General features: G+C 39.9%; 18 protein-coding genes. 2 read left to right on the forward strand and 16 right to left on the reverse strand.

Annotated elements, in window-relative coordinates:
* Positions 1-13 precede the first annotated feature (13 nt).
* The 15 genes from JHD79_RS03025 to JHD79_RS03095 form a co-directional block, all read right to left on the reverse strand.
* Positions 14-3,775 carry a pectinesterase family protein gene (locus JHD79_RS03025; RefSeq protein ID WP_199117684.1) on the reverse strand — a complete coding sequence of 1,254 codons (3,762 nt, stop codon included), beginning with the start codon at positions 3,773-3,775 and terminating at the stop codon, positions 14-16.
* Positions 3,776-3,801: 26 nt separating this feature from the next.
* Entirely contained in the window at positions 3,802-6,597 is a 2,796-nt protein-coding gene (locus JHD79_RS03030; RefSeq protein ID WP_199117686.1) for a T9SS type A sorting domain-containing protein, read from the reverse strand.
* Positions 6,598-6,842: 245 nt separating this feature from the next.
* A complete protein-coding gene (locus JHD79_RS03035) occupies positions 6,843-9,377 on the reverse strand; it encodes a phosphocholine-specific phospholipase C (protein WP_199117687.1) in 2,535 nt (844 codons plus the stop codon).
* Positions 9,378-9,928: 551 nt separating this feature from the next.
* A complete protein-coding gene (locus JHD79_RS03040; protein ID WP_199117689.1) occupies positions 9,929-11,341 on the reverse strand; it encodes a LysM peptidoglycan-binding domain-containing protein in 1,413 nt (470 codons plus the stop codon).
* Between the two features lie 27 nt (positions 11,342-11,368).
* Positions 11,369-12,796 carry an Asp-tRNA(Asn)/Glu-tRNA(Gln) amidotransferase subunit GatA gene (gene gatA, locus JHD79_RS03045; protein ID WP_199117691.1) on the reverse strand — a complete coding sequence of 476 codons (1,428 nt, stop codon included), beginning with the start codon at positions 12,794-12,796 and terminating at the stop codon, positions 11,369-11,371.
* Between the two features lie 35 nt (positions 12,797-12,831).
* The gene (locus JHD79_RS03050) at positions 12,832-13,023 is read right to left on the reverse strand and encodes a twin-arginine translocase TatA/TatE family subunit (RefSeq protein ID WP_199117693.1); all 192 of its coding nucleotides are present in this window, start codon (positions 13,021-13,023) and stop codon (positions 12,832-12,834) included.
* 28 nt (positions 13,024-13,051) lie between these two features.
* The gene (locus tag JHD79_RS03055) at positions 13,052-13,396 is read right to left on the reverse strand and encodes a twin-arginine translocase TatA/TatE family subunit (RefSeq protein ID WP_233164539.1); all 345 of its coding nucleotides are present in this window, start codon (positions 13,394-13,396) and stop codon (positions 13,052-13,054) included.
* A gap of 58 nt (positions 13,397-13,454) precedes the next feature.
* Positions 13,455-14,729 (reverse strand): murein hydrolase activator EnvC, encoded by a 1,275-nt coding sequence (locus JHD79_RS03060; RefSeq protein WP_199117695.1) that lies wholly within the window; start codon positions 14,727-14,729, stop codon positions 13,455-13,457.
* A gap of 20 nt (positions 14,730-14,749) precedes the next feature.
* On the reverse strand, positions 14,750-15,541 hold the full coding sequence (locus JHD79_RS03065) for a DUF4292 domain-containing protein (protein ID WP_199117697.1): 792 nt from the start codon (positions 15,539-15,541) through the stop codon (positions 14,750-14,752).
* A complete protein-coding gene (locus tag JHD79_RS03070; RefSeq protein ID WP_199117700.1) occupies positions 15,519-17,210 on the reverse strand; it encodes a tetratricopeptide repeat protein in 1,692 nt (563 codons plus the stop codon). The genes JHD79_RS03065 and JHD79_RS03070 overlap by 23 nt, the downstream gene beginning before the upstream one ends.
* A 42-nt stretch (positions 17,211-17,252) precedes the next feature.
* Positions 17,253-17,687 carry a dUTP diphosphatase gene (gene dut / locus JHD79_RS03075; protein WP_199117702.1) on the reverse strand — a complete coding sequence of 145 codons (435 nt, stop codon included), beginning with the start codon at positions 17,685-17,687 and terminating at the stop codon, positions 17,253-17,255.
* Positions 17,688-17,693: 6 nt separating this feature from the next.
* Positions 17,694-19,178, reverse strand: coding sequence for an oligosaccharide flippase family protein (locus JHD79_RS03080; RefSeq protein WP_199117704.1), 1,485 nt, complete (start codon positions 19,176-19,178; stop codon positions 17,694-17,696).
* 121 nt (positions 19,179-19,299) lie between these two features.
* Complete coding sequence (locus tag JHD79_RS03085; protein ID WP_199117706.1) at positions 19,300-19,584, reverse strand: acylphosphatase; 285 nt, start codon at positions 19,582-19,584, stop codon at positions 19,300-19,302.
* A gap of 140 nt (positions 19,585-19,724) precedes the next feature.
* The gene (locus tag JHD79_RS03090) at positions 19,725-20,672 is read right to left on the reverse strand and encodes a nitronate monooxygenase family protein (protein ID WP_199117707.1); all 948 of its coding nucleotides are present in this window, start codon (positions 20,670-20,672) and stop codon (positions 19,725-19,727) included.
* A gap of 4 nt (positions 20,673-20,676) precedes the next feature.
* Positions 20,677-21,840, reverse strand: coding sequence for an amidohydrolase family protein (locus tag JHD79_RS03095; RefSeq protein WP_199117709.1), 1,164 nt, complete (start codon positions 21,838-21,840; stop codon positions 20,677-20,679).
* Positions 21,841-22,058: 218 nt separating this feature from the next.
* Here JHD79_RS03095 and JHD79_RS03100 point away from each other — a divergent pair, with 218 nt between their 5' ends.
* Together JHD79_RS03100 and JHD79_RS03105 are read left to right on the forward strand one after the other, a co-directional pair.
* Positions 22,059-22,367 carry a hypothetical protein gene (locus tag JHD79_RS03100; protein ID WP_199117711.1) on the forward strand — a complete coding sequence of 103 codons (309 nt, stop codon included), beginning with the start codon at positions 22,059-22,061 and terminating at the stop codon, positions 22,365-22,367.
* Positions 22,368-22,435: 68 nt separating this feature from the next.
* Positions 22,436-23,755, forward strand: a complete 1,320-nt coding sequence (locus JHD79_RS03105; protein ID WP_199117713.1) for a sigma-54 dependent transcriptional regulator — start codon at positions 22,436-22,438, stop codon at positions 23,753-23,755.
* 483 nt (positions 23,756-24,238) lie between these two features.
* On the opposite strand, the gene JHD79_RS03110 is transcribed toward JHD79_RS03105, so the two are convergent.
* Positions 24,239-25,027 (reverse strand): Cof-type HAD-IIB family hydrolase, encoded by a 789-nt coding sequence (locus JHD79_RS03110; RefSeq protein ID WP_233164540.1) that lies wholly within the window; start codon positions 25,025-25,027, stop codon positions 24,239-24,241.
* Positions 25,028-25,136 lie beyond the last annotated feature (109 nt).

The following is a 25,136-nucleotide window of genomic DNA, read 5'->3' on the forward strand; positions in this document are numbered from 1 at the left end:
GCCGCCTTGGGCATTATTTCACCCATAATTTTAGCGTTTCTTTATGGGTTTCACCTATCAGATTTACTATATAAATACCTGGCACCATCCCTTTAGCCAAATCTAACTGTCTTACCGTCCTGCCCTGCGGCCAAAAACTGGTTTCCGTTTGTAAAATCTTCCCTTCAACAGAAGTAATTCTAATCGTGATTTTTTCAGATTTTGGTAATGATAATACCATGTTAAAACTATGGTTTACCACGGGGTTTGGATAAATTAGAGCAGCCGAACCGGCAAAATCAAATTGTAGGGCCATAATTCCACTCTCGCTAAATTTTGCATCCTTATCAACAGCCCGTACCCTATAATAGTTATAACCATTTGAGGGATTTACATCGTTGAAAAGATAGCTCCTTAAGGCACTACTTTCTCCAGCAGCCTCTCTACGTCCAATGGTTTGGAATGTTGTACCATTAGTGCTCCTCTCAATAGTAAAGTGCGAGGTGTTATGCTCTGTATAGGTTGTCCAAGTTAATGCGGCAGTCTGACCCACTTTTTTGGCATTAAAAGTTAATCCTGTAACTGGAAGCACCTGAATGACATCTGATGCGGCACTTAATGCACCATATTCGCTAACTGCCTGTACTTTGTAGCTATAGTTTGTGCCTATAGTAGCCGTATTGTCTGTAAATTCGTTGGCCAGGCTAAAACCAATAACGATCTCATTTCTGGTAATTATATACAAGCGGGTGTAATTTACTGCCGACCAAGTAAGCTTATGATTGGTGAGGGTCAGGTTTAATGGTTTATCTGGTGCTTCGGCAATCATTCTCGGATCCCAGGTATCGCCACTTCGAAGTATTACATTTTCATAGGTATAGGCCGCCGCTTCCAGGTCTGTCAAGGTGTTTTTAGCTGTACCCGTTACCGTACTTGTTACATTGCCACCACCATCTTTAATATCATATTCATAATTAGAAATTCGCTGCGACATATCTACCGCCCCTCCCGCTGCATTAGTGGTTCCATAATCTGCAAAAACCGCCGGAATAGCTCCCATTTTATAATACCAGCCCTGTGGATATATATTCACATTACTCGATAATTTAGTATGGATGAAGACTGTTTTAGGGGCATTTTGCCAAGGGCGACCAAGATATACATCTACACTGGCAACTCTATCTTTCGCAATAACGGTATTGCTGAATACATATCCATAAACTGTGCCCGCCTGATGGCTAGGTGCCACGATATATCCTCCTGCAGCCCTATTAATAACTAACGTGTCCCTATCAAAGAAAACATCGCCACCACCATAAATGAAATCTACCGCACCATCAATTCTAGATTGTTTAATATAATGTCTGGCAGACAAACTGCTATAGGCGGTTAAATAAGTATCTTGATAGGATCTAAGGTAACAGTTGTTCATCGAGAACTTATCACCTGGTGTATATAGGGCCAAAGCTTGTGGCCCTGTAAGATTTACATAACCCTTTGAATTTTCAAAAGTAATATTTTCAAAATAGCAATTTGCCGAGTTAACCACCATGGTAGCGCCCAAGCTTACACTATATACCGTACTGCCTTGCCCGTCATCCCCAGAAAGTCGATTATCGGTAATGACAACCCCATTTCTACTTTGGCCAATCAAATGAAGAAATGGTTTATTTACAGGAATATCATGGTGCCCTGTGTAGGTGCCATTTTTAACAAAAATAAGCCAGGGCACGGTTCTATCTGTTGGTGCAGCAGCAATGGCAGCAGTAATGTTTGTATAATCTCCAGAACCATCCTGAGCCACTATCACATCGAATAATTTCATGGTTGGCTGCGCTCTTGTGCCCGTAGTGAACGTAAATGTTATACCCGTATAGGCATTACCCGACATATCTGTTAATGCACCTGCCGGAACAGTTACCGTATATGCGGTATTGTAATTTAATTTTTCATAAGGAAAAGTTACCGTTTTAGACCCAAAGGTACCCACCAATGTTTTTGCACCAAGGGTAACATTGCCTACACCTGCCTTTACCCGCTCGTTAAAAGTAAGTACAACAGCCCCGTTTATAGTTGCGGTATTAGATCCATTTGCAGGAACCGTAGAAATGAGTACAGGAGCATCCGTATCATTTATAACTTCTTTATCAGCGTAAACATAAATATTGGTAAAGGCAGATCCATCGTTATCTGCACTTCCTCCTAAGAGACCGCTTGTTGGATCAGCTACCCATCGCAAATAGATACGTGTTTGGTTTTCGGCACCTGCTGGCAAGGTTACATCTAAATTTTTCCAAGCGGAATTATACACATCGGTAATGTCTACACGAGCAACTTCTGTAAAAGTAGTCCCATTTGTAGAGTATTGTAAAGTCATTACTTTATAGGCTTGGTAGTTGGCACTCACCATAGATCTTACCTGTATGTTATGGTAACCTGTAGTAGAAAATTGCGCCTGTAAATAACGGCGGGTGCTTACAAAATTTGCCCCCGATGTCCATAATCTGGCATTGGGATAAGAGGGTGAAAATGCGCCTGGGTTTGAAAGCCAGTTCACCGCTACCCCCGTAGGTTCAAAAGCAGATAAAGTCCCTGTGTTTGTACTTTCTGAATAGTAATCGGCTAATTTAGACACCTTAGTATTCTGATCTTTAAAATTCCAACCCACTATAAAGGGAATTTCATCGAAGGTTGCGGTTAAAGATTGATCACTATTTACCGTAATTACTCTTTGCGTAGCGGTCGTATTATTTTCCCATTTACTGAAAGTGACCACTGGATTTGGCACCACCTCTACAGTAACTTCTGTACCTTCTTCGTATTTACCATTTGTTGGCAACGGGTTAAGCTTAACTTCGCCCCAAGCAGAGCCAGTGGTCGCTACACTAAAATTATACGTTACTTTTGTGTCAAAAACAGCTTTTATAGATTTTGCAGCATTAATGGTAACCAAGTAAGGATTTGCAGTAGACAGTTCTGCTTCGGTATTGGCATCTACCCATTTGGCAAAACGATAACCAAAATTAGCGGTTGCCAATAGCGATACATTTGAACCCTCGTCATATTGCACAGCATTTGGTGTACGACTTACCGTACCCGCATTTGCAGGACTAACACTTGTCGTTAAAGCATACTGGGTAACTATTGGCGAAGTATCATCGCTCAAGGTACCTGTAAGCTTAAAATCTTTACTGGCAAAATAGCGATTACCCGTGCCCGTAATCCAAACATAGATCCGTATGCTAAGGGTCTTATTCTGCGCTACCTCTATATTGGCCACATTGACATTAGCTACCTGCTGCCCTGTTAACGACGCTGTGCTGGTATTTAATAGGGCTACAGAATTGGTATTACCTTGGTCATTGGTATAAGAAGCACCATTATAGCTTATCGCTCCGGCAGGAAATGAATTAAGAAAGCCATCCAAAGAGTAGTAAATGGCCATTCTCGCAGAACCTGTTCCACCGCCCAGTGCACTGAGGTTAATATTTGTGAGCGTAAACTTTTTACCAACAGGCACTTTCAATGTATATTCCACATAAGAATTCTCATTATAATTAATTGGAAGAAAAGCTGTTGAGCCTACCCTTTGCCAACCTGATATCGTTCCAAAAGTGGAGTTATACTGGACACCGCTAATCGCATTTCCCAATACCTGGTCAGTCGCTATCAACCCTCCGCCAGATACTAGGCCAGTAGCGTTAGCTAATGACCATGTGGCTGTTTCTGTGGTTTGTGCCCATAACGGAACGCTGAAAAATAGCAAATAAAAAAATAAGTAAAGTTTTTTGTTCATACATTTTAGGTTTAGCTGGTTTTTGGTTATTGTTTGATAATTTTTCGGGAAATAATTTCCTTATCCCCCTTATACTTTACTATATAGATACCTTGTGGCAGGTGTTCCATGGCAACATAGGTTTGCACCGTTCCCTTAACTATCGGCTGAACTAAAATTTCTAAGCCAGCCAGGCTAAAAACACCGAGTGTGGCATTAGCTACCGCTACAGGATGTTCAAGCGTAAAACCTTTGTTGACAGGATTGGGATATAGCTTTAACTGCACTATCGAACGGTTATTTACAGATCGGACTTCACTGTAGCGATACTTCCCGTCTAAATCTATTTGTTTTAACCTATAATAGCTAGTTCCAGATAGAGGCTGTGGATCTGTATAATGATAAGAATGTGCACCCGGTTTGTTAGCAGCGGGCATTTTGATCACTTTCTCAAAATCATTCCCATCTAAACTTCTTTCTATCTCGAACCAAGCAGTATTTACTTCATTGGCTGTTTCCCAAAGCAACTGTACTTCCGCTTTTAATGACCTTTTAAACGTAGCACTGAAGGACACAAAATCCAATGGCAAAACCACTCCTATGGGCGCATAAATAGTAAGGTTATCTATGTTCATGGTAACTGTAGCCGGTTTGGTAATTTTTAGCCTATTAATGTTAGCCCCCTCTATCGCAACCGTAATCAGATCGAACTTGGAAGATTTAGCAGCTGATGAAATGGCAGTCGTGCTCCAAGTTTGTCCGCCATTGGTAGAAGTATATATTTTTATGCTGTTTGCATTGATGCTGGCCCGTTGATTTTCATGAAATGTAATTTTCGATATTCCCTGCGAAAAAACAGGAGTGATTACATAGGGATCTTCAGTTAGTGTATATTCTGTAGTGGTGGCCGCATTTCGGTTCAGTATTTTTAAACTCGGATTGCTTAGCCCACTTGTCCATTGGTTATTAGGGTCTGCATCAGCAACACTTTTCTCTTCCCGCTGTGCGCCATATAAAATCCAAGTGCCATTGTCTTGAACAGAGGTCTGGATAGTAGCTGGCATATTTATAGTACGAACCGTTGTGTTGGTAAAAGGTTCTGTCCAATATGCTTGCGCTATGGGATTATACAGTTGCACTACATTGCTATAACTCACCTGATTATTGGTTGCTGTTAACTTCAACCTGTAATAGGAAGTAGAACCAAAGGGATTGTTATCTGTATAGGTGTAATTGCTCAAACCATTATTTTGTTGGCTATTTACCGAAGTCAAGTCTGAGAAAGCTTGTCCACTCGCACTTTTCTGCAACACAATACCTTGTAAATCAACATCATTATTAATAACCCAGTTTAAAGTAGAGGAGGTTGTACTTCCTGAATTTAGCGTTGCCGAAAATCCTAATACTTCATAGCCTTGCGAAACAGCGGGCACAATACTATTCAGGTACACCTCCAACATGGTATATCCCTCTGCATTTGTGGTATTTCCATCTGTTGGATCGTTTGGATTTAGCCCGTTTGCCAGCTCCCAATTATCTGGCATTCCATCTTCATCGGTATCTGTTAAGGCAGGTCCAGACTGATATACAGGCCATCCGCCTACTTCTACCGGCAAATCAATAATGCCTCTTTTGCCCGAAGTAATTCCCACGCTATAAGCTGTTCCGGTAGCTGTTTCACTCACCACACGCCTATCTACCGCATCTCTAACGGGTAAAATAGCCCCTGCATTTTTCAGCACATCAGCGTAGGTATCTTCTGCAGTTTGCACGGCAATGGGTTGAGCCACGGTAAACTCGACCAAAGATTTGGCCGCTGCCTGTAACTCGCTAGGGATTTTAGTGAGGCTAACCGCACTCCAGTTATCATTTGTTTTTGCCGAGTTGCCATGCATTATGTTTCCACTTACATAAAATTCTCCAACCCCTTTGGCTACATCAGTTTCGTAATCTGCTTCAATGAACAAATAATCAGAAGGAGTAGCCGGTCCCGGCTTATAATAGTTGTTTACCAAATTGATGCGAGAGAAGCTATTGTCTAAATTTACTGCACCTCCTGCCGCTGCATTCCTAGTTCCTGCATTATAAATTACATTATTTCGATAATCAACCAATGCATTTACATCATGTGCCCGGGCACCGTTAAACCTCGTAGATCTGGCATTTAAATGCGCAAATAAATTATGGTGGTATGAAACATATTGCCCACCCCAGACCCCTCCATAACCTCTATTTCCCTTGGCATGTCCTGCATTAAACAAACCCTCACTAATGATGCTGTACTGTACCGTTACATTCTCCATGTCGTACATGGCCGCACACTCTTCATTCGCCCAACTAAACGAACAATGGTCAACAATTACATTGTAGCAATTTTCAAGATCGAAGCCATAAACCCCTGTAGAGAGTGTACTACCCGGCCTAGAGCGCAAATACCTGATAATGATATTGCCATGGTTACCGCCCTGGCCAGTAGATCTTGCTCCGTTAATGATAAAAGAATATCCTTTTAGGCAAATGCCATCTCCCGGTGCCGTTTGTCCTGCAATGGTAATGTTCGACCTATTTACCTTGATCTGGGATTGTAATTCAATAATGCCACCAACAGCAAACACAATAGTTAATGGTTCTCCCGGATAGGCATTAAAGGCTTCCCTAAAACTGCCCGGACCTGCATCGTTTAAATTGGTAACCGTATATATTTTTCCGCCTCTACCACCGGTGGCAAATTTACCGTAACCTTGCGCTCCTGGAAAAGCGGGCTGTTGGGCATTCGCAAAAAAATACGTAAAAAATATAGCGACGAACAACGCTATTGACTGTGGGGATGTACGGAAGTTCATGACAATGTTGGTTTAGTCAATTATACAGGCCACCATTGTACACTTCACGTTCACCTTATCTTCTCTGTTTTTAGAGACCTGATTAATATTTGGTTAAACCAATATTAATCAGTTTACTACAGTTGCAGTAATGATTTAACATATAAATTTATGCAATCTTTCCCGTTAACGATTGCATGGAAGAATAAGTCATGCTATCGATTGCACAAATGCAGTAAAAAGATCAGTAGCCTTAGCTATAATGATTAGGTTGTACGTCCCATATAAGGATCTGTAAAACTTTCATAACCTGTTTCTATATGTCCTGCAAACTGCTGCGAAAACATATTATTGCTTGCTACTTCTACCTTAAAATGATACCAATTATGACTCGATTTTAAATCTAAAATAATTCGTTCGGTAGCGCCAGGCTTAATTACCCGATTAAAATCTGGTTGTTTATAGGCCAAATCGACAATATTTATGGCTTGGGCTGTTTGTCCTGTATGCTTAATTTCGATCATCACATTTCCCGTAGGTTTCTTAGTGATTCGGTTCAGTTCTTCCGTCACTGAAATCTCTAGTTGGGGATCATTCTTTGTCCCAATAAATTGCCTATAAAAACCATTTGGCCCATGCAGATCCAGTTGATATTTTTCGCCATCAAACGATGCTAAAGGCCACTCATAAGAAATTTCATCGCCAGGCTTAACCGCAAACCACCAATTCCTACAACGCTCCATTTGCCCTTGCGCTTTTCTATAGTTGAATGGAGCATATACCCGGTAGGGTGCACCTACAGTCTTTTCCGCAAAAATCTGATCTCTTGCCGCCATTGTGATGACAAATCGCTTTTTATCGTCAGACAACCTTCCATTCGATCCCAATTGATAGGGCAACGCTGCCGCTTTTCTTATGCCCTTCTCTTGGGGTGCCATAATATGCTCAAATCTATCTACACCTGCTTTATTTTCTATATCAGCCTTAGCCACTTCTATAAAATTACCTGGCTCTGCTTTAAATTTCGCATTATATATGGTTTCTGCAAAAGCATTCCGATCTAAAAATGGCAATTGTTCTTTAGCCTGCAAATAAGGTTTAAAGGCGGAAGTCAAGTTACCGCTAATAGCGCGTCGCCAAGCACTAATATTGTCTATTCTGATCTTCTTTTTATACTTCTTATTTACAAAATCTTCCAAAAATTGAAGCGTTGAAGTATGGTCGAAAACCTGCGAACAGACCCTTCCTCCACGACTCCATGGCGAGGCGATAAGCATAGGCACCCTAAAACCCAGACCTATAGGGGCTTCTCTAGCCTGTTTTTCTGGAACCCCCTGTTTTAGCTCGTTGGCCAAGCGCACGTGCTCTATCTCCGTATCTATACCAGCAGAACATTTTCCCGTTTCTGGTTTATGCTCATCTGGAATGGAAAAGGGAACAACATGGTCATAATAGCCATCATTTTCATCATAGGTTACTATAAAAATAGTCTTTCTCCACACCTCAGGGTTTTTGGTTAAAATATCCATGATTTCGGAAATAAACCATGAACCATACCAAGGTGCACTGGGATGATCAGAGAAGTTTTGAGGTCCCGCCAACCAGGAAACTGTTGGCAGCTTACCATGGTTCACATCTTGCCTAAACTGGCAAAGAATGTCGCCCTTTGGCACAACCAGTTCTCTCTGCGCTCCTTTATCGGTATATTTTAATGAAGTGATCTTTCTATAATTCGGATCCATTTTATTCACGACAAAAGCACTATAAAAAAGATTTTTTTGCGCTTCACTTAATTCCTTGAACTTATCCTCTCCCCATTGCTGTAGTTCCTCGGTTGCTTTTTCCAAGGCTATATTCTTATCTTTTATACTTTGTTGGATCTTCTTTGCGGCATCCTCACTAGATGGACTTTCTTCCTGTAGTTTATTAATCTCTCCCGGTAAAGTATCTACTTGTTTTTTAAGGTTCTCTACATATTTATCTTTAAATTTCACATGGTAAACCTTGAAGAATTCTAAGAGATTGCAACCAAAATTGGCCAACCATGAACGCTCTTCGCCCACAAAACCACCACCACAGCTTAACTCATTCTGGTAAAATTTCCAAGCCACCTTATTTTCCGAAAGCAACTCTGGAAATGTTTTCCAGGTATGTTTACCATAGGAGAAGTTATCGTTTCTAATATTGGCTTTTGCCAAACCATTTTCTTCATTCGTTATCTTTCCAGTCCAAAAAAACGAACGATTAGGTGTAGTACTGGTCATGGCAGAACAGAAATTCTGGTCACAAACCGTAAATGCATCGGCCATTGCATAATAAAAAGGAATATCCTCTCTTGTATAATAACCCATTGTTAGGGGCATGTGCGCATATTTTTTATTGCCTGGTTTTTTGGCAAGCAGCCATTTATCATATTTGCCATTATTATGGGCATCTACCTGACTTGCTCTCGAATGGGGCAGTGATCCCATCCAGGTTACTTTAGTGTCTTTGATATTTAAACGAAATGGAGCAAAAGTCTTACCTTGCGCATCGGTCTGGAACCAAGCCGGCTTCTGATCGGGTTGTATGGTAATTCTGGGATCATTAAATCCCCTTACCCCTTGCAAAGATCCAAAAGTATGGTCAAACGAACGGTTTTCTTGCATCAGGATAACGATATGCTCGGCATCATAGAAGGTACTGCCCGCTACAGGATCAATGGCAAGAGCTTTTTGGATGGAGCCAGACAATGCGGTAGATAAGCCAGCTGCTCCAGAAAGCAATAGTGATTTACGCAAGAATTCTCTTCTATTATCCATTTTGTTTTTATTTGTTTCGTTTTGTTTTACAAACACAATTTAACGCTTTAATATTAGCAAAATATTAACAAAATAAAACATCACGTTTTTTTTACATTAAGAAAAAATGGAAACAACAAATAATGGAAAAGCGAGAATAAACAAAAAAAGAAGAGTGTTTCAGTCTATTGGACTTTAATTTAAAACTTGGCACTGCCTTACCCTAGCTGCCAACCGTCTATCTGGATTATTTTTCAGGATAGTTATCTAATTGCCTAAACTCTTGAAAATAATGTTGGATTATAATGGTTTTTACGAAGGTCGGCAGAGGTCATTTCGGCCTTTCTGGTTTTCGAGGTATCCTTCGTTCGCCAGGCCCCTATTAATTGATTAACGGAATGTTTTGGGAATAGACAAAAAAGGGGGAAATTGAGATAACGAATAGCAAATATCGTTGGGCATTCTTTTGAAAATGCGATCTTTCATTATAACCTATCCCAAAATCTATCCATATCCAAATATAGGGAACATGAAATTACCTTGCATTATTTTTCAAGAAAGTGAAAAAGAGACTATAACACGATCTTCAAGGTCATGCCTTCGGTAATTTTTGCCGACTTTAAGCCGTTAACTTCCTTTAGTGTGGCTACCGTTGCTCCATTAAACTTTTCTGCGATACCCGATAAAGTATCCCCTTGTTTTACCGTATAGGTTACAAACGTGGTTTTGGTCTTCGAACTTTCTATAATGGCATGGCCCTGTCTTAATATCTTTAGTTTCTGACCAGGGATAATAGTGGTACTTTTTAGCTTGTTCCAAACTTTCAGATCCTGAACTTCTACACCATACTTATTGGCAATACCATTAAGGCTTTGGCCCTGTCCCACGTTATGTATCAGCATTTTTCCCTCGGGCTTTTCATTCTTTACCAATAATACTTTCTTTTTTCTCAGATCCCTTAGGTCATCTGTTGAGGCAAGCACCACTTCACGTTCTGTATTAAAGTCGCTATTTAGTACTTCAAACATTCGTTCGAAATGCTGGTGTTCCGGCTTAGGGATCACAATACGCTTTGGAGAAGTATCGGTACCATTTACGATTCTCTTTTTATAGCTCGGATTTAGGATAGCCAATGTTTCTTCTTCCCTATCCATTGCTTTTGCCAAATCTCCCAATGCCACAAAATTCCGAACAATAATGGTATCTGTCTTAAAATTAAAAGGGGAGGGCTTACTGGTGATCTGATGGTTTTTAGCATACTTCATGACATAAACCGCAGCAATAAAAGCAGGCACATAGTCTCTGGTTTCCTTCGGAAGAAAATTTCTAATCTCCCAAAAATTACGCGACCCCGCTTTCTCAATTGCCCTAGTCACGTTACCCTTTCCACAATTATAGGCCGCTATTGCCAAAAGCCAATCCCCCAACTCTTCGTAGGCATCCCTAAAATACGTAGCGGCAGCATAACTTGCCTGGATGGGATCTTTACGTTCATCCACAAAATTATCCATATTCAAGCCATAGGCCTTTGCCGTTCCAAACATAAACTGCCACATGCCTGTTGCTCCTACCCTAGATATGGCATGAGGATCCATTGACGATTCTATAATAGGCAGATACTTGATCTCTGCAGGGATATTATACGCTTTCAGGGCCTTTTCAAAAATAGGGAAATAATAATTGGAAAGCGCTAGCATCTTTCCATACATATCCTTACGTTTTATATAGATATCTATAAAGTTTTGTACATATTCATTATAATCTAATGGAACGGTTTGCTCGATGGAATCCAACCTTAACTTATAGACCAAGTTCTGGTTAAAGAACAAAGGTTTATCAATCAATGGCACAGCCACCGTATCTAGCGGCGAAGAGGTGGTGATATTTTTTAGGATGGTATCATTTTGTACCGTCCTGACAGGAACCTGGGCGTAAGCATTATAGCATACTAAAAAAACTAAGCTACCTAGTATTAATTTTCTCATAGGCAAAATGCGGCAAATAGCCTTCGGCTATTTATCCTTTTTTAAAAAATGGTATGACAAGGAGAGGAGTCCCTGCTCATTAAAATGTTTGGTCATTAGTTGTATACTTAACGGTAAACCCTCCTTATTATTGCCCAAAGGCAATGCTACCGCAGGAATACCAGCCAACGAGGCCAAAACAGTATAGATATCGGCCATGTACATCACCAAAGGATCCTGCACATTTTCACCGATCTTAAAGGCAGGAGTAGGCGCAACCGGACTAACCAGCATATCGTATTCTTCCAATAGTTTTTCTACCTTCTCCCTAATCAAGCGGCGAACTTTTTGTGCCTTTTGGTAATAAGCATCGTAATAACCGGCGCTTAATACAAAAGTGCCTAGCATAATCCGACGTTTCACTTCCTCACCAAATCCTTCGGCACGTGAAACTTTATATAATTGGTTTAAGCTCTGTGCCTGTGTATTTCTATAGCCGTAATGTACGCCATCATACCTCGAAAGGTTGGAAGAAGCTTCGGCCGTTGTCAGTACATAATAGGTTGGCACCAAATAGTCAAGCAAATCAAAAGAAACATAGCTGATTTCATGGCCTTGGCCTTTCAGTTTTTCAAGCGCAATTAAAATAGCTTCCTTGGTTTCCTGATCTAAAACATCATTCTCTATTGTTTCTTTTAAAACTGCGATTTTCTTCTTGCCATTTTGTGATAGGTTTGCCGTGTAGCTAGGCACTGGCAGCGAAGAAAGCGTGCTGTCATGCTCATCGGCACCTGCAAGCACTTCAAGTAACAAAGCCGCATCACTAACAGAAGACGTCAATGTGCCTACTTGGTCAAAAGATGATGCGTAGGCAATAACGCCATAACGCGAAATTCTACCATAGGTGGGCTTAAAGCCTATCGCTCCACAGAAAGCAGCTGGTTGGCGAACAGATCCTCCCGTGTCTGTGCCCAACGTTGCCAAGCACATATCAGCCTGCACAGCCACCGCAGAACCGCCTGATGATCCTCCCGCTACCCTTTCTTCGTCGGCAGCATTTTTTACCGTTCCATAAAATGAAGTTTCATTAGAACCGCCCATTGCGAACTCATCGCAGTTTAAACGGCCAATAATAATGGCGTCTTCAGCCAATAACCTTTCCACTACGGTAGAGGAATAGGGAGAGACAAAATGATCGAGCATTTTTGAGGATGCCGAGACTTTATGGTCGAGATAGCAGATATTGTCCTTTATGCCGATTACCATGCCCGCAAGCTTACCTGCACTTCCCTTATCAATCTTTTCTTGTACTTTTTCAGCCTGCTTGCTTGCAGAATCAAAAAACACCTCATTAAACGCATTGAGGTGTTTGTTTTTTGTGATTTGCTCAAAATAATAAGCAATTATTTCTTTTAAAGTTAGCTGCCTTTGCGCAAGTTCTCCCTGTATCTCTGTTAAAGAGGTATATTTCTTCAAAATCTAAATTTAAAAGCTTTAAAATTTACCAGTTACTAAGGCTTGTTGGTGGTGTTATCGCTTGTTGAGTCTACACCATCCTTTCCATCCTTAAATTCTTTCATTCCTTTTCCCAAACCACGCATAAGTTCTGGAATTTTTTTACCTCCGAAAAGCAGCAATATTGCTACAATAATCAATATGATTTCGGTTGTACCTAGCCCTGCTAGAATTGTTGGCTGTAACATAATCGTTTTTTTTATATTTTTTTAAACCTTAATTTGAACTTTTAGGTTCCTTATCTTCTGTTGTTTTTACTTCGTGATCTTCTACGGTAGGGGTCTCTTGATCATGAATAGAGTAGCCCGTGTCTTCCGAAGGGTGCTGATAACTATTCACTTCTCGTTCACTTTCCTGTTGTTCTTTATCTAGATCAACAGCATTGATATTACGATGGATCTCTCTTTTTACGCCTTCTGAAGCATCCTTAAATTCACGAATACCTTTGCCTAATCCTCTTGCCAATTCTGGTAATTTTTTACCTCCAAATAACAAAAGTATGGCCACCATTATGAGTGCTATTTCTCCACCACCCATATTCAAAAACTCTAATAACGGCATTGAATACATTTTAAAATACATTTTATACAAATATAGTTAAATATTAACTGCTTTCTTGTTATCGTGCCAACCAACTCTCCGGATTTTGGGGAGTACTTCCCCGATGTATCTGAAAACCAAGCTCAGGAACACCTTCCGAATTAGCCACAATTCCGATGGTCTGCTTCGTGCTTACCTTGTCTCCCTTGCTCACGCTGGCACTCTTCAAATTTTCATATACGGTGAAATACTCACCGTGTTTAATAATAACATAATACTTTCCAAACTTTTCGAATACTGTACTTACGGTTCCATTAAATACCGCCCTTACGGCCGCTCCTTCGCCTGTTTGAAAAACAACCCCATCATGTCTTGCCGACGCCTGATCAACCATGTACGTACCAAACTTAGCTGTGATATAACCTGTAGCTACCGGTGAGGGCAAGCTACCCCTATTGGCTTCAAAGGCATCAGAAAGTTTTGCCGATTCGGGAGTGGACCGCAATGCTTCACTGGTTGTCCGGGGTTTGGTAGTTGCTGCAACAGGAGCAGGCTTATTTTCTGCTTTAGCTTTCGCAGCCGCTATTCTTTCACGCTCTCTTTCTTCCTCCTCAGCTTTTTTACGTGCTGCGGCAATCTCTCGTGCAATGGCCGCCCTTATTTCTCGGTCGATGGCCATTTGCTGTTGTTTTTTCTTTTGGATATCTTGTTTGTACTGTTTCTCTTCCTTACTTAGTTTATTAAGTACGACAGTTTGTTCGTTTCGGTTTTTATCCAGCTTTACTTTTTCACTTTCCTGCTCTTTCAGCAAGCTTGTTTTATTTTTTAAATCTTTATCTAAAACAACGATCTGATTACTTAACTCTTTTTCGGTTCCCTGAATATAGGCTGCCTGTTTTTTACGATATTGACCAAATTGCTGTAAGTATTTAATGCGTTTATAGGCTTGGTTAAAGTCTTTTGCCGCAAAAATAAACATCATTTTATCATAGGAATTTTTATTGCGCTGTGCAAATCTGATCATACCCGCATATTCTTTTTTCAGGTCTGATAAGCGTCCTTGTAAATGATGTACTTTTCCTGTATTCTCTGTAATTTTATTGTCCAGATTTTTCATTTCTGAATTAATAGTAGAGATTTTTTCCTGTCTTAATCTAATCTGTGCCTTAATGGCATTAATTTGTCCAAGCGTCAGCTTTTTACCATTGGTGGTTTTATTCAGATTCTTTTGAGCTAATTCAATTTCTCTTTGCAAGGCTTCCTTTTTACGTGTAAGCTCCTTGCTTGATTGGGCAAAAACACCTGTGCAAAACAGTAAAAAAACAACTAAAATCAGGTTTTTATTCAACTTCATTAGCCAAAAGTATAAAAAAATTAATTGATTAGTTCAAAACTCTTAGGAACGGTAAAAGGGAACTCCAGAGCAACATTACTCTCGATTTTTATAAATTCAACGGATGCCGCTATTTTTTTATTGCCTACAGCGGAAACAATCTTAAAATCGGATGGGAACAAGGCATTATTTATTGGCGTATATTTTCCATAATCGACTTTTAGTCCCTGCCCCGCTTCCGCATCGTTCAAGGTAAGTGCCGATGGCTTCAATAAGGTATTAAATAAAACCCTATAAGCCAAGCTCTCTGATGTTCCACTTAATAGCCAAACTGCATTTTCCTGTACCAAATCTGATTTTTCCACCATAAATTCCTTAATGGTGTTACCAGAAAGGATGGATTGTAGCCATCCAAAATTAATCTGCTCATTGGCAAATTGATGAATGTAGCTAAATGGCTTCCTCAATAAAGTTTTTTGAGGCCTGTTCATAAGCCACAGGCTATCTGGTGTAATTACGGCCCTGGCCACCTCATAAGCTCCTCCAAGTGCCGTAATATTGAACCATATCTTCTCATTTTTTTTGATACGGATATTGATTGTCACCCCATTTTCTTCCCCATTGATGCTTAGTTGTGCCTTTCCTTTTAGAGAAAGCGTATTAAAAGGCAAATCTTTGGATGTTAAGCTGCCAATATTCTCCATTTTCTTATCCGATACGGATGTGGTTACCGGCGCAACTGGTGCTTTTACGATTTCTTTCTTTGGTCTACAGCTTAAAACCAATGTTACCATGCTGGCCAACACCAAGCTATTTAATATACTTCTTTTCATTTATTTTTCTAGTTAACTTATCCGACTGATTTCCTGCAAGCTGTGCTTTTTGCCATTGTAATAGTGCATTCTCCTTATCTCCCTTTAAAAATAAGATATCTCCATAATGCTCAAGGTAAACAGGATTTGAACCTTCGTTGTTCTGTAAGGCCCTTTCTATATAACTTAGGGCCATATCAAACTTGTTCAGTTTCAACAGCACCATTGCATAGGTATCTAAAATTGAAGCGTTTTGCGGCATAGCCGATGCTGCTTTTGCCGCCAACTTTTCTGCCTTTGCCAAATCATGGTTTCTCAAGGCCAAGTAATAGGCATAGTTACTCATGGTAAGGTAATTTTGGGGTGCCAGGCTAACCGCTCGATCAAACGCCTGATCGGCTTCCTTCAATTTCCCCTGGTCTATCAAAACTTCTGCCTGTAAAGCCAAAATCATAGCCTTTAAACTATGGTCGTCCGATTCGAGCTGCAAAGCCGATTTAAGCTCCAACCCTGCTTCCGCATTTTGTCCATTACGATGCAGGGCAAAAGCCCTATAATAATATAGAATAGCCTGATTAGGATAGATGGTTAAAGCTTCTTCTCCGGCTTTGATCGCCTCTTCATAATTTCCCATTAAGGTTAGCACGCCCAACACCTTCTCCCAGGCAATGTAAAACTGTTCCGAAAGCTTAACAGCTGCCTGATATTGATTTTTTGCGCCACTGAGGTTGCCCTGTTGATACATGATATCCCCATACAATATCTTAATCTTAGGATCATCTGGATTGTCCCTCAATAAAACACCGCCAAGTTCGGTTGCATTTCTCACCATATCTTTATTATTGAACTTGAGCAGCATAGAACTGATAATCTCTACTTTATTTGCCAAAGGCATTTCTGCATTACCAAATGCAGATTTAAGTGCAGTTTCGGCATGTTCTGGCTGCTTAAGGGCATAATAAACATCGGCCATTGCCAAATCGACTTCAAAATCGTCTGGCTTTAATTTTTTTGCCTTCAATAATAAGCCTAAGGCTTCTTCTGGTTTATTTTTTTCCAGCAACACACCACTTAAGTGGAGGTAATTCTTGACATCGTCAGGATTCTCCACAATGAGCTTCTGTAAATCGGGATTCGCTGTAGTCTCATTTTTCACCTTCAGTCTTTGCTTAGCTGAGCTTGAGGCTTTTGAAACACCAAATTTTTGCTCTAAGGTTTCATAAGCTTTTACGGATTCGTCCATTTTCCCTGCAATAAACAAGGCATTGGCACGATCGAAGTAGTACGCTTCAGTTGCTGGTTCCAGTTTAATCAGTTGATCCAAAACCTGAACCAGTGCCTCCATATTACCATTGCGCTTATAAAGCTCCGTTTGCAATTTCAGGTACCAAACATTATTGGGATTAACCGCTATTGCCTTTTTAATGGATAATTCGGCATCTAACAATTTATTTTGCCGCATGCTTAAATTGGCCATTTCGAAATGTGCGGCATCATTGTTAGGGTCTATGATCAATATCTTAGAAAAACTGGCATTTGCCCTACTGTAGTTATCATTTAATTTATCTTTCAATCCAGCAAAAAAAAGATCCTTTATGGCATTACTGTCTTTAACAGCAGTAGGCCTTTGTTGCGCCTGAGCCACAACACCAATACTAAACAACCATATGATGAAAAAGCTTTTTTTCATTTTTTCCAATTTTGAACCGGACCGGCTATAAAAAGTTAAGCCTCATTTTTTACCTGTATGCCCATAGCCACCTTCTCCCCTGTCTGTGCTGCTTAATTCTTCTACCAACTGCCATTTAACCATTTCGTGCTTGGCAACTACCATCTGTGCTATCCTATCTCCATTATTAATGGCAAAATCAGTATCAGACAAATTAACCAGCAGAACTTTAAGTTCTCCTCTATAATCTGCATCAATAGTACCAGGCGAATTCAATACCGTTACCCCATGTTTATAAGCCAATCCACTACGTGGTCTAATCTGTGCTTCAAAACCAATAGGCAACTCTACGAACAAACCTGTTGGAACTAAAAAACGTTGCAATGGTTTAATAATTATTTCTTCTGCCGTAAAAGCTCTCAAATCCATCCCTGCGGCATGTGCAGTTTCATAAGCAGGCAATTGGTGGGTTGACTTATTTACAATTTTTATTTCCATGTTTAATTAAGTGCGTTTTAAAATCTTTCTTAAGTCATCTTTCTCAAAGAAATATACCAGTATTAAAAATGCAATTAACATTGCATTGCCAATGTAAATATTTCTATTGAACAAGAAAAACGAGCTGAAGCCTATTAGGGTTGAAATGCCTAAATAAAGCAAAATCTTCTTTAGGTTATATGGAATGGGATAATGTTTTTGGCCAAGAATATAGGAAATGACCATCATGGTAAAATAGGCGACCATACTTACCCAAGCTGATCCCATGTAGCTAAACTTAGGAATAAGCAAAAAGTTAAAAACAATGGTAATTATAGCCCCAATAATGGAGATGTACAACCCAAATTTGGTCTGATCTGATAGGCGATACCAAATAGATAAGTTCATATAAATACCTAAACAAACATATCCCAACAACAAATACGGCACTGCCGGTAGGCCTACCCAATATTCTTTGTTACGGATAAAATATTTTAAAATTTCAATATTAGCGATCAATCCGACAAACAGGATGGCCAATGCAATTACAAAATACTGTAAGATTACCGCATAGGTTTTCTTAGCATTATCTTGCTTGGCATGACTGAAAAAAAAGGGTTCAGCCCCCAGCCTAAAAGCTGTAATAAAAATACTCAAAAAGACAGCAATCTTACAAACGGCACCATAAATACCCACTTCGCCATCGGCAATATTGGCTGGCAAAAGCTTATTCAATGCTATTTTATCAAGGTTTTCGTTCACAATAAAAGAAAGGTTTGCCACCAGCACAGGCCAGCTATAGGTGTACATACTTTTAAAAAGCCCTAGCTCAAACTTCAATTGTATTTTACTAAACTCGGGTAAAAGTAACAATAGGGTTGCGGCACTAGCCACAAGATTAGAAATGAAAACATAACCAATCCAACCTTTTTTGTACCACGAGGCCATCCAGGCATAGCCCATCCATTCATGTTTAATAACAGCAGGCACTACAAATAAAAAGATTAGGTTGAAACCCACAAAAACGCCAATATTTAGAAACTTAACGATGCTGTATTTTATGGGCCTTTCATCGCTTCTAATCTTAGCAAATGGAATAACGCAAATGGCGTCTATAAACAACATAATTAGAAAATAAATAGTGTATTGCTTATAATCAGCCACTTTTTCCGGCGAACTTGCCAGGTATTGAGCAATAGGCTCTAGAAAAACAAAGCCACTTATCAGAAATAGAGTAGCAATAAAGACTATGCACCAAAATGAATTATTATAGACCTGTTGTTTTTTATCTTCATGCTTGTTAAGGTATCGGAAATAAGTACTTTCCATGCCAAAAGCCAAAATAGCATTGATAATGGAAGCATTTGCATACATATTCGTAAATATGCCGTATACACCTTTAGAGTAAACCCCAGTATAAATAGGTGTTAATATAAAATTAAATAACCTGGAGAAAACAGTGCTTATCCCATAGATAGCCGTTTGACCAACAAATTTTTTTAGTACAGACAAGTTGATGTTAGATTTACGATTTCAGATTTACGATTTTCTAAAATCAATACTTCACTTATGTGTTTTTTGGGTTCATAGAAGACTACATCGTAACTCATCATTCTACAATTGCAAATTAATATTACCATAACAGGTTTTTCTTAATTACTACAAAGTTGCTATAATTTTGAACTTCCCCTTCAATTATTTCTATGCTTTCTACTTTTGCTTTTTCTGGTCCTTCATGGCACCATTCTACAAACATGTCCAATACCGCCTGCTCAGCCTCCGCTTCTATCAATAGCGAGCCATCCTTTTCATTTTTCACTTTTCCCTTTACCCCCATCTGGTCGGCAACTGCTTTTGTACTGGTCCTAAAAAAAACGCCCTGCACTTTACCTATTACTTTTATATTGATATGTTTCATTTTTTCAGTCCGAAAATTGGATGTTCGAAGTCCGAAGATATTTCGATTTGGTATTGGGCTTAAAGATAAGGCGGAACAATTTAACAATCTAACAATTTAACACTCGGTTTGCTAAAATATGTAAAGTGCAAATGCATAACTTAAAACGTATAGCCTAAGACCCTATCTCTTTCTAATAAAAACCCATCCCATATTTCTTGCAAGATAGTTGCCGCTGGTTTTATTTCATTTAACATTGCCGATACCTGCCCAATTTCCAATTCACCTTCTGTCATATCACCTTCAAACATACCCAATTTTGCCCTTGCCCTACCTAAAAGCGCTGCTAAATCTGCAGTGCTTGCCCCATTCGCTTCGGCTTGGGCAACTGCATTAGCAAATTCATTTTTCAGCAACCTAACCGGCACCAGCTTTTTCATGCTTAGCTTGGTATCGCCTTCAGCTGATGTTATTATTCTCTCCTTAAAATTCGGATGTGCCGAAGATTCTTCGGCAACGGCAAAAGCAGATCCTATCTGCACAGCGTCTGCTCCTAATGCAAATGCGGCCAGCATGGCCTTTCCACTGGCAATGCCTCCAGCGGCGATTACGGGAATATCCACCGCTGCCCTGATCATTGGGATCAAACACATAGTAGTCGTCTCTTCTCTTCCATTATGGCCACCTGCCTCGAAACCTTCGGCAACTATGGCATCTACTCCGCTATATTGAGCCTTTAAGGCAAACTTTGTATTGGCAATTACATGCACTACCTTTACTTCTTTCTGCTTCAAGAAACCAGTCCATGTGGCAGGATTACCAGCAGAAGTAAAAACAATCCCTACCTCTTCCTCTACCAGGATATCCATAATTTCCTGTACATTAGGATACAATAAAGGTACATTTACCGCAAAAGGCCTATTAGTGGCCTGTCGACATTTCCTGATGTGTTCACGCAGCGTGTCGGGGTACATAGAGCCTGCACCAATAATGCCCAAGCCACCCGCATTGGAAACTGCCGAAGCTAAACGCCAACCACTACACCAAACCATTCCTGCCTGTATAATTGGATATTTAATATCGAATAAAGAAGTGATAGGGTTTTTCATGCAATTAAATTAATCGTTTTACATTTTTCGATCTTATCGTCTGACCATTCGTTAGTTCAATCAAATTGATACCTGGTTTTTTTCCCACTTCGAAACTACCATATTGGGCATCTATACCCAAAAACCTAGCGCCATTTAGCGTAGCCCATTTTAATAATTCCTCAAATGGCACTTGCCTACATTGTTGGAGCGTCTGCATTTCCGACAATATAGATAATTGATGGTTGCTCGCCAGACTATCCGTACCAAGAGTAATATCTACCCCCTCAGCTTGCAACATCTCCACATCGGGCAAGCGGTCCTCGATATATAAATTTGCATTTGGGCATAAACACCAATACAAGTTATGGTGTATTTGTTGTGCAAAATCCACATCAGCCTTGCTCGAAAAGGTATTATGAACCAACAATAGGTTATTTTTAGGCAATTGCGGCAAGTGGTAATGAATAGCATTGTGCCCATTACCATGACTTGCTGATTTCGGTATGTTCAAACGCTGGTACATACTTTCAAATTGTCCTGTTCCTTTTTCAAAAAACTCATTTTCAGCTTCGGTTTCCTGATTATGAATGCTTAATACATCATCTTTAGCGGTATGTTCCTGAATGGCTTCAAACAAATCTTTAGCTACAGAATAAGGAGCGTGCGGCACTATAGAGGCTTTAAGAGGTCGAAATCCCTCTTTGATATTTATAGCCCTTTCCATTATTGGTGCGGCTGGCATGTTAAATCCAAATACCTCTACAAAAGTATGATAGTAAACCTGGCTTTGCTCTTTCACCCTTTTGGAGATCAATTCATTTGAAATATCGCCAACTGCCACAATACCGTTCTCATACATCTGCTTATCGGCAGCTGTCATATCAGCTATAATAAACTCCTCAACCTGGTTACGTTGTGCCACTACTTCCTTTACAAAATCAGGTAGTCCCGTCCTTTCTCTTATTTTATGGAAGAGATGGGAAAGCTCCAGATGGCAATGAGTATTTATAAAACCAGGCACCAACACCCCTTCAAATTGCTCTATATGTTCAATGCTCAAACTTATGGCCTCTTCATTTGTCAATACCGCCTCTATTTCCCCTTCCTCAGAAATACAAAGTACTCCCTTGTTAAGCGGAGCAGAAGAAACTGGGAATATCCAATTCGCTGATAAATATCTTTGCATCTTACAAATTAAACGGAATATGCCCGAATACAAAAATTAAAAGAACTTTTGTTGCCTTGCTCCACAAGGTGTGGAGAAGCTCTACAATCTAACAGCAAGCAAACAAAACACAAACAACTAACTATAAGCTAGTTAATTTTTGGCACACCCAATTGGCACCATTATCTCATATGAGTTGATATAATTAACACATTGTATAAACTTAAAAATTAATAATTATGAAAAAGTTATTTGTAGCAGCTATCGTAGCATTCGCGGGATTTACAACATTACAAGCACAAGCAACAGAAGTTAACAAAATTGAAATGGTGAGCGTACAAGACAGTGTAATTAAAACGCCTATCAAACTTGAAGAATTACCAGATGCCATTAAAACTGTTCTTCAAACAGACCCTTATAAAGACTGGACACCAACTGCAGCCTTCAGCGTAAAAGATGGTGATAAATCATATTTCCAAATAGACGTTAAAAAAGAAGAGCAAGCCGCTTCCCTTAAATTCGATGCAGAAGGTAAACCAGTAGAATAACTAGGTAACTAGCCTATTACAACTTGATATAAAAGCCAGATATATTCTGGCTTTTTTTATTTTTGTATATGGCTACAGTTTTAATTATTGAAGATGATAGTACTTTCGCCCAAATCATAGAAGGCTTTTTGCAAAAAAACAATTATCAGGTCACCATAGTAAGCAACGTTGCCAAAGCACTCAAACTAATTGCCCACGAGCGCTTTCACTTATGGTTAATAGATTATAGGCTTCCTGACGGTACGGGCATAGATGTATTAAACTATAGACGTGAAATCGGCCTTAATGTTCCGGCCATTATCATGACCAGCTTTAATGATGTTAGAACCGCTGTAAAATCTATACAACTCGGAGCCTCCGATTACATTACAAAGCCTATCAATCCCGATGAGCTTTTAATGGTCCTCGAAAATGCCCTACAGAAAAAAGAACAAAAAGCAACCACAGAAAAAGACTTTATAAAAGGCAAGAGCGACGTAGCCAACCGTTTATACCAACATATCGATCTGGTGGCAGAAACAGACATGTCTGTTATTATACAGGGAGAAAGTGGAACTGGAAAAGAATTTGCGGCCAGAACGCTCCATCTTCAAAGCAAAAGAAAAGATAAAATCTTTATTGCCATTGATTGTGGCGCCCTCTCCAAAGATCTAGCAGCCAGCGAGCTTTTTGGCCATATAAAGGGCGCTTTCACTGGGGCCGTTGCAGACAAGAAAGGCTCTTTCGAAGTTGCAAATGGGGGTACTATTTTTTTAGATGAGATAGGGAACCTTAGCTATGAAGTACAGGTAAAGTTACTAAGAGCCTTGCAGGAGCGTGTTATACAGCCATTAGGCAGCAACAAGCAAGTGCCCATTGACGTACGCATTATCACCGCAACTAATGATGACTTGGCCAATAGCATGAAGAATGGTGAATTCAGGGAAGACCTCTATCACCGCTTAAACGAATTTAAGATTCAATTACCCCCCCTTCGCGATAGGGGAATAGACCTGGAACTTTTTATTGACCATTTTGTAAAACGCTCTAACCAGGAACTCAACCGGAATGTTAAAGATATTGATAAAGAAACCAAATCTCTCCTCTTAAAGTACGATTGGCCCGGCAACTTACGTGAGTTAAAAAATGTAATCAAGCGCATGGTGCTACTTACCCCCGGCACTACGGCCACTATTGAAGGCTTACCCGATGAAATGAAAATGACCATTTCTGAAGATAATCCCTTAGATAACCCCTTAGATTTAAAGGCGGTAAACGAAAGCAACGAAAAAACACTTATCGCCGAAACTTTGATCAAGGTAAAATACAACAAATCAAAAGCGGCCAAATTGCTCAATATAGATAGGAAAACGCTTTATAGCAAAATGGAGCGGTATGGCATTGAGTAGTTTCTGAAAATCAATTGCACTGCTCCGATCTCCCGAAAGCCCTTCTTTGCGCTATAGCCCAAAGCTCACCATTCCGCTTTGGGGCTGCCGCTTCAATAAGGTTTATTGCACATCGTCCATCCCGACCACGCAGTAGCTGTGAAGCAAATTTATTTCGGCATCGTCATGTCATAGTAGATTTCATGCTTTTTCTTTATGCAAGATAAGATTATCTTCATTGTTCCCGGCTTCCCAGAAAAGACGTACTATTGAAAGAAAGGCATAATTATTTGCACTATCCCTGCCTTCTAAACCCGATTGAAGTAAAAATATCCCGATTTTATCGGGAATTGCAACGAAAAGCGGGGCTAACTTTGTTCTGTGTAGGAATTTGATTTTCTAAAAAGTAATAAAAACTCTATATTAGTAAACCAGTCTCACAACATTAATAATAGCCCTAAGATTGCTTCGTCGTGTCTTCTCGCAATGAGGACATGGAAATCGCTACAATACTCCAAAGTGCTTTAATGCATTCCAAATGCCATCGCTATCCACATCATCGGTAATGTGATCTGCTATAATTTTCACTTCCGGATTTGCATTGCCCATGGCTATGCCCATTTTAACATGCCGTAGCATATCTATGTCATTACCTCCATCGCCAAAGGCCATTGTCTCCATCAGATCAATACCAAAATGAGCACAAAAGATATCAATCCCCACCTTTTTACTCTGTCCCTTGGGATTAACGTCGGCAAATAATGGGCTCCACCTAGAAGCTACCGAATTAGGCATTACCTTATCCATAAAGGCTATTTCTTCTTTTGGACCAATAAAGATATTTGTTTGCAATACCGATGTTATATCCACCTTATTGATATCCACTAATGGAGGTACCGGAAGGTTCAAATGGGCATACATCCCGGCTATTTCGGGCGTTACATCATGAATGCTGATCTCCCGTTCCGACATAAAGGAAAAGCTCAAAGCATGGTTTTGCGTATAGTCCAATATGGCCTGAATATCTCGCGGATCAATGGGCTGCCTATATAGCATATGACCTTCCTGCGTAACGCAATATCCACCATTGAAGGTAATATAGCCATCGAAATTTAAGTATTTGATATGATCAATACTGTTGATAGACCGACCAGTAGAAAGTATAACCTTAATTCCTTTTGCCTGTAATTTCGCTATCGCTTCTTCAGTAGATGCTGCAACTTTATGTGTCTTAAAACTTAATAAGGTACCATCAGCATCAAAAAAGACAGCTTTCATAGAGGGTATTTGCATGATGCAAAGTTAAAAAAGTTGAGGGTAAAGCAGCACGAAAAACCGAATATGGGGACATAATAGTTTGAAAATTACCCTTGTCCAGAACAGGTTTTGTCATACTTATCTG

Origin of the sequence: Pedobacter sp. ASV28 (genome assembly GCF_016428855.1) — a bacterium.
In the GTDB taxonomy this organism is placed as follows: Bacteria; Bacteroidota; Bacteroidia; order Sphingobacteriales; family Sphingobacteriaceae; genus Pedobacter.

Bases quoted from the DNA above. Each gene is read 5' to 3' on its own strand.
- JHD79_RS03025 (WP_199117684.1), bottom strand. From the start codon at position 3,775: ATGAACAAAAAACTTTACTTATTTTTTTATTTGCTATTTTTCAGCGTT.
- JHD79_RS03030 (WP_199117686.1), bottom strand. From the start codon at position 6,597: ATGAACTTCCGTACATCCCCACAGTCAATAGCGTTGTTCGTCGCTATA.
- JHD79_RS03035 (WP_199117687.1), bottom strand. From the start codon at position 9,377: ATGGATAATAGAAGAGAATTCTTGCGTAAATCACTATTGCTTTCTGGA.
- JHD79_RS03040 (WP_199117689.1), bottom strand. From the start codon at position 11,341: ATGAGAAAATTAATACTAGGTAGCTTAGTTTTTTTAGTATGCTATAAT.
- JHD79_RS03050 (WP_199117693.1), bottom strand. From the start codon at position 13,023: ATGTTACAGCCAACAATTCTAGCAGGGCTAGGTACAACCGAAATCATA.
- JHD79_RS03055 (WP_233164539.1), bottom strand. From the start codon at position 13,396: ATGCCGTTATTAGAGTTTTTGAATATGGGTGGTGGAGAAATAGCACTC.
- JHD79_RS03060 (WP_199117695.1), bottom strand. From the start codon at position 14,729: ATGAAGTTGAATAAAAACCTGATTTTAGTTGTTTTTTTACTGTTTTGC.
- JHD79_RS03065 (WP_199117697.1), bottom strand. From the start codon at position 15,541: ATGAAAAGAAGTATATTAAATAGCTTGGTGTTGGCCAGCATGGTAACA.
- JHD79_RS03070 (WP_199117700.1), bottom strand. From the start codon at position 17,210: ATGAAAAAAAGCTTTTTCATCATATGGTTGTTTAGTATTGGTGTTGTG.
- dut (WP_199117702.1), bottom strand. From the start codon at position 17,687: ATGGAAATAAAAATTGTAAATAAGTCAACCCACCAATTGCCTGCTTAT.
- JHD79_RS03085 (WP_199117706.1), bottom strand. From the start codon at position 19,584: ATGAAACATATCAATATAAAAGTAATAGGTAAAGTGCAGGGCGTTTTT.
- JHD79_RS03090 (WP_199117707.1), bottom strand. From the start codon at position 20,672: ATGAAAAACCCTATCACTTCTTTATTCGATATTAAATATCCAATTATA.
- JHD79_RS03095 (WP_199117709.1), bottom strand. From the start codon at position 21,840: ATGCAAAGATATTTATCAGCGAATTGGATATTCCCAGTTTCTTCTGCT.
- JHD79_RS03100 (WP_199117711.1), top strand. From the start codon at position 22,059: ATGAAAAAGTTATTTGTAGCAGCTATCGTAGCATTCGCGGGATTTACA.
- JHD79_RS03105 (WP_199117713.1), top strand. From the start codon at position 22,436: ATGGCTACAGTTTTAATTATTGAAGATGATAGTACTTTCGCCCAAATC.
- JHD79_RS03110 (WP_233164540.1), bottom strand. From the start codon at position 25,027: ATGCAAATACCCTCTATGAAAGCTGTCTTTTTTGATGCTGATGGTACC.